General features: G+C 61.6%; 7 protein-coding genes. All 7 read right to left on the bottom strand.

Annotation, left to right across the window (positions count from 1 at the left end):
• Positions 1–4 precede the first annotated feature (4 nt).
• The gene (locus tag VQ071_RS28090) at positions 5–847 is read right to left on the bottom strand and encodes a carbohydrate ABC transporter permease (protein WP_340518060.1); all 843 of its coding nucleotides are present in this window, start codon (positions 845–847) and stop codon (positions 5–7) included.
• A 6-nt stretch (positions 848–853) separates the two neighbouring features.
• Positions 854–1,801: a carbohydrate ABC transporter permease gene (locus VQ071_RS28085; RefSeq protein ID WP_340518058.1), complete on the bottom strand. Its 948-nt coding sequence runs from the start codon at positions 1,799–1,801 to the stop codon at positions 854–856.
• Positions 1,802–2,098: 297 nt separating this feature from the next.
• A complete protein-coding gene (locus VQ071_RS28080; protein ID WP_340518056.1) occupies positions 2,099–3,454 on the bottom strand; it encodes an ABC transporter substrate-binding protein in 1,356 nt (451 codons plus the stop codon).
• Between the two features lie 100 nt (positions 3,455–3,554).
• On the bottom strand, positions 3,555–5,711 hold the full coding sequence (locus tag VQ071_RS28075; protein ID WP_340518054.1) for an amylo-alpha-1,6-glucosidase: 2,157 nt from the start codon (positions 5,709–5,711) through the stop codon (positions 3,555–3,557).
• A 147-nt stretch (positions 5,712–5,858) separates the two neighbouring features.
• A complete protein-coding gene (locus VQ071_RS28070; RefSeq protein ID WP_340518053.1) occupies positions 5,859–6,878 on the bottom strand; it encodes a LacI family DNA-binding transcriptional regulator in 1,020 nt (339 codons plus the stop codon).
• Between the two features lie 160 nt (positions 6,879–7,038).
• A complete protein-coding gene (gene spoVT / locus VQ071_RS28065; RefSeq protein WP_340518052.1) occupies positions 7,039–7,581 on the bottom strand; it encodes a stage V sporulation protein T in 543 nt (180 codons plus the stop codon).
• A gap of 316 nt (positions 7,582–7,897) precedes the next feature.
• On the bottom strand, positions 7,898–12,226 hold a 4,329-nt coding region (locus tag VQ071_RS28060), incomplete at its 5' end, for an Ig-like domain-containing protein (protein ID WP_340518050.1).

Below are 12,226 nucleotides of genomic sequence, written 5' to 3'. Positions count from 1 at the left end.
CATGTCACCCTTTCATGCCGGTCAATGTAATGCTCTCGACGAAGTATTTCTGCCCGATGAAGTAGAAGAGCAGCGAAGGCAGCATCGTCACCATCGAGGCGGCCATCAGATAGTTCCACTGCACGTTGTTCTGGCTCTTGAAGAAGTTGATGCCCAGCGTCAGCGTGTACAGCTCGGGCTTGCTCAGGTACAGAATCGGCTGCATGAAGTCTTTCCAGCTGTCGTTGAACTGGAAGATCGTGATCGTCACGATCGCCGGTATGGTGAGCGGCAGGATGACCCGCAGCAGGATGCCGAAGGTGGACGCGCCGTCGATCTTGGCCGCCTCCTCGAGGTCGGTAGGTATCGACATGAAGAACTGCCGGAGCAGGAAGATGAAGTACGCCTTCCCGAAGAACAGCGGCACGATGAGCGGATAGAAGGTGTTGATCCAGCCGAACTGGGTGAACATGTAAAACTTCGGAATCATCGTCACGGTGTCCGGCAGCATCATCGTCGCGAGCGTCAGGATGAAGAGGAGCGAACGTCCTCTCGCCTTGAAGCGGGCGAAGCCGTACGACACGATGATAGTGGACAGCACGGCGCCGACGATGGAGAGCACGGTGATGAGGATCGTGTTGTTGAACCATTGGCCGAACGGCAGGCTCGTGAACGCCGTCTTGTAGTTGCTCCACTTGATCGGATCGGGTATCCACTTGGGCGGCCAGGTGAACACCTGGTACGACTCCTTGAGCGAGGTGGACAGCATCCAGATGAAAGGAATGAGCATGACGAGCGAGCCGATGCCGAGCAGGGCGTAGATGAGCGAATTTTTAAGCAGCAGTCTGCCGCGGTTCGTAGTGGTCATAGGGCGTCAGTTCCTTTCCCCTTCGTAGTAGACCCAGGCGGCCGAGGACTTGACGACGAACGCCGTGAGCGCCAGGATCAGCAGGAAGAGCACCCAGGCGAGCGCGGAGGCATAGCCCATCCTGAAGTTCTGGAACGCATGGTCGAACAGGTAAAAGTTGAAAAACAGCGTCGAGTTCATCGGGCCGCCCTTGGTCATGACGTAGGCTTCGCCGAACGTCTGCATGGCGCCGATGATGCCCATGACGAGGTTGAAGAAGATCGTCGGCGTCAGCATCGGGATCGTCACGTTGCGGAACTTCTGCCAGCCGCCGGCACCGTCCAGCTCGGCCGCCTCGTACAGCGACGGCGGGATGCCCTTGAGGCCGGCCAGCCAGATGATGACGCTGCCGCCGACCGTCGACCACAGGCTCATGATGACCATCGAGGGCAGCGCCCAGTGCGGATCGAAGATCCAGCCGGGTCCGGCGATGCCGAAGTAGCCGAGTATCGTGTTGAGCAGGCCGATCTGCGGGTTGAAGATCCACATCCACAGCACCATGACGGAGACGCCGCTGACGACGGCCGGCAGGTAGAAGATCGTGCGGAACAGCCGCATGCCGCGCACCGCCTGGTTGAGCAGCAGGGAGAGCAGCAGCGAGGAGATGAGGCCGAGCGGCACCGATAAAACCGAGTACAGCGCCGTCACCTTGAGCGACTGCCAGAAGAGCGGATCGTGGTTGAAGGCGGTGTTGTAGTTTTTGAGGCCGACGAACTTGGCCGGCGTCAGCATATCCCATTGGTTCAGGCTGATCCAGAGGGAGGCGACCATCGGCACCGCAAAAAATACGAGCAGCCCGATCAGCCACGGTCCGGTCAGTAAGTAGAAGGTTCTCTCTTCCTTGCGCTCGGCCTTGGTGAGGCGGCGTTTGCGCTTGCCGGCGTTGTTGTCGGGTCCTGTCGCTGCCGTTTCCATGGGCTTGCACCTCTTTCTTTTTTTGAAAATGCCGACGAGCGGCGGATAGCTGCAAAAATGCAGTTAAATCAGGCCGAAAATCGATTGCTGCTTCGCATGACGCCCACAGCCGGGACGAGAATTAAATGCATTTTTATAGCCATCTTTGTATAAAGGGTCTCGGGTGATGCCATGCGCCTAGTTTGCCGCAAACGCGGCGGGAAGCTCGCTTCCCGCCGTCGCTTTTGGCTGTCGCGGCTTGGGGCGCCGCCGGTCCGCCTTGACTGCTTGTTCGCCAGGCCGGACCCTCTGCCCTTCTTACTGGTTCTTGGCCGTCGCGAGGTCGGTCGTCGCCTGCTTGGCTGCCGCGTCGAGCTCCTTCTTGACGTCGATCGGCTTGCCGAGCATCATCTTGTCGAGCACGGTCTGCATCGCCTTGGCGCCGGAAGCGCCGAAGAATTCGCTCGTCTTCTCCGGGAATTCCTTGATGTTCGGAATATCGTCGAGGAACGGCTTCAGATGCTCATCCGTCGCGAGACCGAGCTTCTCGGTCGTCGACTTGACCGCCGTGAAGGCGAATTGGGCCATGACCTCTTGCCCTTGCGGACCGGTCAGATACTTCAGATAGTCCCATGCCGCTTCTTTGTTGGCCGACTTGCTGTACAGGCCGTAGCCTGCATAACAGATCGTGTTGGCCGCGCCGCTCGGGCCGACCGGCATCTGGGCGACGCCGAAGCTGAGATCCGGGTTTTTCTTGTAGTCGGACACCGGCCAGCGTCCGGTCATCGACATCGCGACCTTGCCGGCTGCGAACAGATCGACGCCCTGGAAGGCGGCGGAGTCGGAGCTGGACGGGCTGATCTTATCCTTGAGGTACATATCCTGGTACAGCTCGAGCGCCTTGACGGTGCCGTCGCTGTTCATGTAGCCGTCGAACGATTCGCCGTCCGGGCTGATGACGCTGCCGCCGTAGCTGTTGATGAGCGGCAGAATCGCGCGCAGCCAGCCGCCCGGCAGATTGACGCCCCACTGGACCGTCTTGCCGCCCTTTTGAACCGTCAGCTTCTTGGCCGTGTCGTAGAACTGATCCCATGTCCATCCGGCTTGCGGATAAGGCATACCAGCATCGTCGAACAGCTTCTTGTTGTAGTAGATGCCGATGTCGGAATAGTCCTTGGGCAGCGTGTAGTATTTGTCGCCCAGCTTGCCGACGTCGAGGACGCTCGTGTAATAGTCGCCCAAGTCGATGCCGGAGGAGCCTTGGATATAAGGCGTCAGGTCTTCAAGCGCGCCCTTCTGCATGAACATCTTGACGTCGCCGTCGCCGATCTGGAAGATATCGGGCGCTTGGCCCGCAGCCACCTGGGTGAGCAGCTTCGTACCGTACTGGTCCGGGACGGATTCGATGTTGACCTTGACGTTCGGATGTTCCTTGGTGTAGTTGTCTGCGATCTGCTGCTGCTGCTTCAGTCCGTCGCCGCCGTCCCATGTGCCGACGCGCAGCGTGACGTTTTTGGCCTCAGGCGATGCCGAAGGGCTTGCCGAGGTGGAAGCGCTTGCGGATTGTGTCGCGGCATCCGTCGCAGCCGGCGAAGACGAGCCTGCGTTTTTGTTGTTTCCTCCGCATGCCGTCACCGCCATCGCAGAAGCCAAACCGAGTGCAAGTAATGCCATTCCCCTTTGTCTCATGCACGAACACTCCTTTGGTTAGGTGTATTTATGTTTAAGGGAATCCGCCGCGCCGTATGGGCGGCGGACCCTCTGAAACCGATGTTCAAGCGTTCGCGGCCATGGTCTGGCGCGCTGCGAAGGCGACGGAGAAGCCGCTCGTATTGCGCACGATCTCGACGCGGCAGCCGTCGCCCGCGCGCTCGATGTCGACGTCGAGCTCGCCTGCGCCCAGGCGGATGCGGCGCGCCGCGAGCCGGTTCATGCCCGGCGGCAAGGCCGGCGCAAGCCGGACGGTGCCGGCCGCCCCGTCGATGGCGAGGCCAAGCATCGCCGTCAGCATGACGAGCGGCGTGCCGGCCGCCCACGCCTGCGGCGAGCAGGCGACCGGGTATCGCACCGGGCGGCCGCGCTCTCGGCCGTAGCCGCAGAACAGCTCCGGCAAGCGGGCGTTCTCGAAGTGTGCGGCGGCCGCCAGCAGGCCTTCGATGACCGTGCCGCTCTGTTCGGAGAAGCCGCCGGCGGCGAGCCCCATGAGGCACATCGAGTTGTCGTGGGGCCAGACGCTGCCGTCGTGGTAGCTCATCGGGTTGTAGCCAGTCTGCCCCTCGGCCATCGTGCGGATGCCGTACCCGCCGAACAAGTCCGGCGCCGTGAGCCGCTTCGCCACGGCGGCGGCACGCTCGGGTGCGAACAGGCCGGAGGCGAGTGCGTGACCCGGGTTGGAGGTGACGGACCGCACCTGGCGTCCGTCGCGATCGAGGGCGATCGCGTAGTAGCCCTCGTCCTCCATCCAGAACGCCGCCTCGAACCGTTCGCGCAGCGCCTCTGCTTCGGCGGCGAGCCGGTCCGCATATGCGGGCCAGTCGCGGCCCGGCTCCTCCGGCAGGCGCGGCAGCTGCTCGGCGAGCAGCCGCTTCGCCTGGTACACGTACCCCTGCACCTCGACGAGGGCGATCGGCGTCCTGGCATATTCGCCGTCCCGGTGCACGACCGAGTCGGCCGAGTCCTTCCAGCCTTGGTTGGCGATGCCCTTGGCCGATTCGCTGTGATAGGTGACGAAGCCGCCGGAGCGCTCGGCGTTGCGGTCGATCCAGCCGAGCGCCGCCTCGACATTGGGCATCAGCTCGCGCAGTGCGGCGAGGTCGCCGGTCCACTTGACGTACTCGGCCAGCAGCACCAGGAACAGCGGGGTGGCGTCGACCGTGCCGTAGTACGGCGTGAACGGCACCTGGTTCGTGTTCGCCAGCTCGCCGCGGCGCAGCTCGTGCATGATCTTGCCCGGCTGCTCGTCGCGCCAGGCGTCGTCCCGCTGGCCCTGATAGCGCGCCATCATGCGCAGTGTCGCCAGCGCCGCCTCCGGGCGGACCGGCAGCATCTGCAGCGCGGTGATCAGGCTGTCGCGGCCGAACAGCACCGCGTACCAGGGCAATCCTGCTACGGGGAAGCGGCCGAGCCCCTCGTCGTTCATCAATACGCGCAGGTCCAGCAGGCCCCGGGCGTACAGCGCGTCGAGCTGCGGGACGTCCGTCTTAAGCGACGCGGACCCCGACACCCAGTCGGCGTAGTCGGCTTCCAGCTTCGCCAGCGCTTCCGCGCGGGGCGCGATGCCGGGCTCGGCGCCGCCGATCGAAGGCACGAGCAGCAGCTCGAACGTCCGGGACGCGCCGGGCGCCAGCGACACGGCCAGGCGGATCGTGCCGTCCTCCGCTGCCGTCGCGTCCGGATCGTCCCAGCGAATCCGCAGCGCGCGCCGGACGCCGTCGGCACCCTCGTAGCCGAAGCGCAGCTCCCCTGCGTCCGCCTGCGGACGCTCTGGCGAACCCAGCTTGCCGCCCATGAAGCCGCGGACGACGAACATGTCGGTGAAGTCCGCCTCGAACCGCAGCGTCACGTCGAAGGCGAGCGGACCCGGGCTGAAGTTGGTCATCGTCAGCTTGTCGTACAGGACGTCGCCATATATAAATCTTGCCCTGCGCAGCTCCACGGATTCGCGCCACAGGATCAGCCGGCCGTCCTCCTCCATATGAGGATTCGTCAGCACCGTCTCGGATACATAATTCTGGTCCGCCTCCGAGGACAGCACGATCGGCTTGCGGCCGTTGACGAGCAGCTCCATGCGGCTCAGAAACCGCGTATCGCTGCGATACAGCCCATAGCCTGCCTGTTGTCCCTCGCCTTCGCCCTCGGGCGGCGGCACGATATCCCCCGCAAGATCAGTCAGCAGGAAGAGATCATTTTCTTTAATCACCCGGTAGTTCATGCCGCAATTCTCCTTCCTGCCGCCGCTGCGGGCTGCGCTAATCGATGCCGATTAACCGCCTGCAAAGGAACGGCAAGGTTTTCCAAAACGTTTCGGTTTTCGGGGAAATAAAAACGCCTCTCAGTCATCATGGCTTATGCCAAACGATTACCCGGATAAAGGCGCGGTGCTGTGGCGTACGATTAATTCGGATTGAAGCGTGATCTTGCGTCCGACCTCCCGGCTCTCCAGCATATCGACCAAGAGCTGCGCGGCTTGGTAGCCCATCTCGTAGCGGTCCTGGCGAATGGTGGTCAGCGGAGGCGAGCAGTGCGCGGCGATGGCGATATCGTCGTAGCCGACGATCGACATCCGCTCCGGCGCCTTGTGCCCGAGCCTCTCCAGCGCCCGCAGCGCGCCGAGCACCATCAGGTCGCTCGCCGAGAATACTGCGGTCACATCCGGATGCTGATACAGGATGCCGTACATCGCTTCGAATCCGCCTTCTTCCTTGAACCCTCCGTTGTAGATCAGCTGAGGGTCGAAGGGAATGCCGGCTGCCTCGAGCGCCTGTCTGTAGCCCTCCAGGCGATCCCGGCTGACGGCTGCCTCGTCGTGGCCGTTGATCATGGCGATGCGGCGATGGCCGAGCCCGATCAGATGGTTCACGGCCGTGACTGCGCCCCGGATATTGTCTGTCGTGACATGGCCGACGCTGCGATTCTCAGCCGGAATGTCGATGAGCACGCACGGGAAGTTCGTCTTGTGCACGACCTCCTCGAGATAAGGATCGTGCAGCCGCAATCCTGACAGGATGGCGCCGTCGACGTTCCGTTCCTTGCATAGATCTGCGTACGACTTCGACAGCTGTTTTTTCGGATTGGTGCTGAAAAGCAGAATATCGTAATCCAACTCGACAGCCCGGTCGTTGATCCCGCACAACGTCTCGAAGGCCAGCGAATCCTTGGCGCCCTCCCGGTTGATCTCCGACAGGATCACGCCGATCGTTCGCGTCTTCTTGGTCACCAGGCTCCTCGCCACCGCATTCGGGCGGTAGCCCATCTGGTCGGCGATCGACTGAATGCGCTTGCGGGTCTTCTCGTTGACGTCGCTGTAGCCGTTGAGCGCCCGGGAGATGGTCGTGATGGATACGCCCGCTGCCTTGGCCAGATCCTTGATTGTCGTCAACGTACCCACCCTCTTTCCAAAACGTTTCGGTAGCTCGTGAACTCATTATATGCGCTCGTGTAAGCCTTTGCAACAATTATTTATGCAAAAAAAGCTTCCGAATCCGGATCTCTCCGTCCGCGAAGCTCCTTTTGTATGGCTGTCCAGTCACAACGCCGTCTTATTGCTCCATCTGCTTGGCCAAAAATCCGGCCGCCGTCTCCACCATCTTGCTCTCCATCTCCGCCATCTTCACGCCTTCTTCGCGGCTGAGCAGCACGACCGTCCCGATCGGGTCGCCTCCTGCCACAATCGGCGCTGCGACGAACGAGGTCAGACTCTCGTTGTGATCGCGCAGCAGATCGAATTGTCCGCCCGTCGCCTCCAGCAAAATCTTCCGGTTTTCCATGCAGGTTTCCAGCGTCTGTCCGATCGCCTTGTCCAGGTACTCCTTTTTGGAGACGCCGGCTACGGCGATAATCGCATCCCGGTCGGAGATGAGACAGATGTGATTCGTACTCTCCGCCAGCGACTCGGCGTACTCCTTGGCGAAGTCGCCCAGCTCGCCGATCGGCGAATATTTCTTAAGGATAACTTCACCATCGCGATCTACGAAAATCTCCAGCGGATCGCCTTCGCGGATGCGAAGCGTCCTGCGGATTTCCTTAGGGATGACTACGCGGCCTAGGTCGTCAATGCGGCGTACAATTCCGGTTGCTTTCATGGTTCGAGATGCCCCGCTTTCCTTAGATGTTTTGGACCATGACCCGAAGCCGCACGAGACACGGCATACGGCATGTATGACGAACGCAGTCGCTCACGGATAAGATTGATCTTTTACCATGGGAGTAGTATTTAACCCCTCCCATATTCTTATGCGCTCGCCCACCGACGGGTATAGCGGCCAGTCTCGGGTTTCCATTTATTACCCGCCGCGGTCTGTGCATGAATCAATGCATGCGCTGCCGCAAACAGGACAGGGCCCGTCCCGGTCTCCTGGAGACCTGCCGGACGGGCCCTGCTTGAATCGTTGTTGCGTGTTATTGTACGTTGTCGTCGATGCGGTTCACCATGGTCTCGCTGCCGTCGGCAGCTCTGGCCGCTTCATGCGATCTCGTCGCTTCTTCGACCTGACCGAACGACCAGCTCGACTTCGGCACATCCGGGAAGGATGCCTCGACGCCGCCGAGCGGACCGCGGTACAGCATGCGGTTAATCATCGTGACCGCCTCTTGACGGACGATCGCCGCTGCCGGCTTGAAGGTGCCGTCGGCATAGCCGGTCGTCAGCGCATTGCGCGACAGCGCCTCGATGGCCGAGGACGACCATCTGCCCTCCGCGTCCGCGAACTTGGCATCGAGCGGCTTCGCGGTCTTCAGCTTGAGATAGCGGACCATGACGGCCGCGAGCTCCTCGCGCGTGACAGGGCTGTCCGGATGGAAGCTGCCGTCCGTATAGCCCGTAAAGATCCCGTTGTCCGAAGCGATGCGGATGTATCCGCTCGCCCAGTGACTCTCGCGGACGTCGCTGTATTGCGCCTTGAGCGTCGTGCCGCCCCCGTCGATCAGACGGGCGATGATAGCGGCCAGCTCGGCTCTTGTCAGCGTCCGGTTCGGGAGGAACGTCTTGTCCGGATAACCTAAGATGTAGCGAGTATGCTTGACGTTGCCATAACGGTTGGAGAAAATAAGCAGCTTGACCGATGCCTCCGCGTTGGCGACGCCATCCGCCTTCTGATTGGCTGCCGTTGCCTTCGCGCCCAGTTCGGCCATCCGCTCCGCGGCGTCGATCTGCGGCCATTTCAGCTTGACCGTATATTGCCCGCCTGCGGCAGCCTCGACGGTTCCGGGCTTCCATACGATCTCGCCGCCCGATACCGTACCTCCGGCAGCGTCCAGCACCTCCGCGCCTTCAGGAATCGAGAGCACGATTTGTGCATCCGTGGCCTTGGCCGTACCGTCGTTTTTATACTTGACGACGACGGTCGCCGTGCTGCTCTCTTCATAGGTGCTGCGGTCGATCGAGATATTGACGATCAGATCCGGCGTGCCGACAGGCTGGGGCTCGACCGTTGCCGGCGGCGGTGTGCCTCCGCCCGATTGCGGCGTCAGCGGCGCGTCATGACGTACGATCGCGAACTCGACAGGAATCGTCGGGCTGACGTACTGGTCGTAGCCGGCAGCCGTCACGATCAGATAATAATCGGTCTGCGGGTATACCATATAAGCATACTTGCCGCCGTCCTTGCTTGTCTGCGGGTTCGCGTTGTCGTTCGGCGCGAAGCCCGGGATGGCAGGCAGCACGACCTCCGTGCCCGGCGTGATGCCGGCAGCTCTGTTGCGCGGCGTATCCGCGTAGTACAGCACGACTTTGGCGCCGTCGACTGCGGTGCCGCTAACCTTGTCCGTGATGTCTCCGTACGGGTCGATCAACTCGTCGAGAATGTTCAGCTCGCCGTCCGCGGACAACTCGAATCTCGGCAGCGTTCCGTCGTTGTCGACGGCGTTCATGATGATCTCCTTGGCCGCTCCGCCGTTTTGGGCATCGGGCAGGCTGTACACGATTGCGAGTCCGTACTTCTTGCCTTTGACCAGTCCCGGGACGCTGAACACGCCGCTCGGATCGAGCGCGAACGCGTCCTGTCCGTTGATCGTGATGAATTCGCCGGTATCGGGGTCCTGAATCTTGATCTTGATCTGCGCCGCGATATCGCGATCGGCGGCATTCTGGTCGTTCAGCAGCTTCTGCGAGCCGTCCGGCTTCGCCAGCACGACGATGCCCGTCGCGACCTTTTCGGAGTCGAAGTACTCGTCCCCCGACCCGGTGATACTCCCGACCGACGCCGTCTGCTTGAACGATACCTGCTTGGTCTCGCCGCCGACGGTGACCGGTTTGATAATCTCGATGTTATATATCAGATCTCCCTCGGGCACCGGAACGGCATACTGACCCAGCTCGTCCGTCGTCGTCTCGGCCGAGAAGTGGATATGCTCGTTCGAGATGCGCACCGTGACGCCCGGTTCGACCAGACGCTTGCCGTCCACAGTCGAGGCGACCACGCCTCGGATCGCAGCAGGCTGGAATGTAACATCAATCTGCTGACTGCTGTAGATTCCCTTTTCCGTATCGTGCGCATCCGCCGTCACCTTGATTACCTGGGCCGTCGTACTCGATATCTTGGACGTCCGGTATACGACGACGGCTTGACCGGCCGCGTTCGTCACGGCCTCATCCCCGCTCGGGAACGTGCCGGAAGGTGCGGCGAACTTGATCGTGACGCCTGCGACAGGCTTGCCGTCGCTGTCGAGCAGCGTCGCCGTCAGCCTGGATTCGGACTTGCCGTCCCCGATGAGCGTATCCGGATCGGCCGCCATACGGATCACGTAGGTTCCCGGCTCCGCGATCGCGATCGTCACCTTGGCCGGCGCCGACGTCGCACCGTGGCTGTCGGTCACCGTGAAGGTGAAGCTGTCGGAGCCGCTGTAGCCCGGAACTGGCGTATACGTGTAGGTGCCATTTTCGTTTACCTTCACTGTGCCATGCGCAGGGTCGGTTGCTTTGTTGAAGGTCAGCGTATCGCCCGTATCGGGGTCGCTTCCCTTCAGCTCGCCGCCGTATACTGCGCCGTTGACGCTGATGATGACATCTTGCGCAATCGCTATCGGCGCGCGATTGTTGACGTTGATCGTCACCGTCGCCGTGTTCGAATAGGCTTTGCCGTCGTATGCTTTGAACGTGAAGCTGTCCGGGCCGGTATAGCCCGCATTCGGCGTGTACGTGTACGTGCCGTTCGCATTGACCGTCACCGTGCCGTGTGCCGGATCGGTGGCTTTGCTGTACGTCAGCGTGTCCCCGTTCGCATCGCTCGCGCTCAACGTTCCGTTAACTGCGGTATTCATGTTCGTCTGCTTCGTATCACCCGTCGCTACCGGCGCGACGTTCGCTGCCGCGATCGGACCGGCTGCCGCGCTGACGGCCGGCGAGCCAATCAGTACACCCGTCTTCGCCTTCGGCGTCACTTCAAAGAAGATGTACTTGCCTTGGTCTTCGGCCGTCAGCGTATAGTTTGCCGACGTCGCGCCCCCGATCGCGGTCTTCCCCGTGCCGTTTGCGCTGTCTCCGCGATACCACTTGTACGCCGGTGTGTCCTCCAGATCGTTGTCTGTGTCACCATATGTGTAGCTGCCCGTCAGCGCTTCGCCAACCGTCGGCGTACCGCTAACTTGTACATTCGTCGCCACTGGCGGTGCGTTGACTTCAATCGTGACCGTCGCCGCGTTCGAATAGGCTTTGCCGTCGTATGCTTTGAACGTGAAGCTGTCCGGGCCGGTATAGCCCACAGTCGGCGTGTACGTGTACGTGCCGTTACTGTTCACCGTCACCGTGCCCTGTGCCGGATCGGTGACTTTGCTGTATGTCAGCGTGTCCCCGTTCGCATCGCTGGCGCTCAACGTTCCGCTAACTGCGGTATTCATGTTCGTCTGCTTCGTATCACCCGTCGCTACCGGCGCGACGTTCGCTGCCGCGATCGGACCGGCTGCCGCGCTGACCTTCGCATCCCCGGACAGTACGCCGGTCTTCGCCTTCGGCGTCACTTCGAAGAAAATGTACTTGCCTTGGTCTTCGGCCGTCAGCGTATAGTTTGCCGACGTCGCGCCCCCGATCGCGGTCTTCCCCGTGCCGTTTGCGTTGTCTCCGCGATACCACTTGTACGCCGGTGTGTCCTCCAGATCGTTGTCTGTGTCACCATATGTGTAGCTGCCCGTCAGCGCTTCGCCAACCGTCGGCGTCCCGCTAACTTGTACATTCGTCGCCACTGGCGGCGCATTGACGTTGATCGTCACCGTTGCCGTGTTCGAGTAGGCTTTGCCGTCGTATGCTTTGAACGTGAAGCTGTCCGGGCCGGTATAGCCCGCAGTCGGTGTGTACGTGTACGTGCCGTTACTGTTCACCGTCACTGTGCCGTGCGCCGGATCAGTGACTTTGCTGTACGTCAGCGTGTCCCCGTTCGCATCGCTGGCGCTCAACGTTCCGCTAACTGCGGTATTCATGTTCGTTTGCTTCGTATCACCCGTCGCTACCGGCGCGACGTTCGCTGCTGCGATCGGACCGGCTGCCGCGCTGACCTTCGCATCCCCGGACAGTACGCCCGTCTTCGCCTTCGGCGTCACTTCAAAGAAGATGTACTTGCCTTGGTCTTCGGCCGTCAGCGTATAGCTTGCCGACGTCGCGCCCCCGATCTCGGTCTTCCCCGTGCCGTTCGCGCTGTCTCCGCGATACCACTTGTACGCCGGTGTGTCCTCCAGATCGTTGTCTGCGTCGCCATACGTGTAGCTGCCCGTCAGCGCTTCGCCGACCGTCGACGTACC

The organism is Cohnella sp. 56, from assembly GCF_037963805.1.
Lineage (GTDB): Bacteria > Bacillota > Bacilli > Paenibacillales > Paenibacillaceae > Cohnella.
Note: the sequence above shows the minus strand (reverse complement) of the source record. Positions and strands in the feature narration are given on the sequence as shown.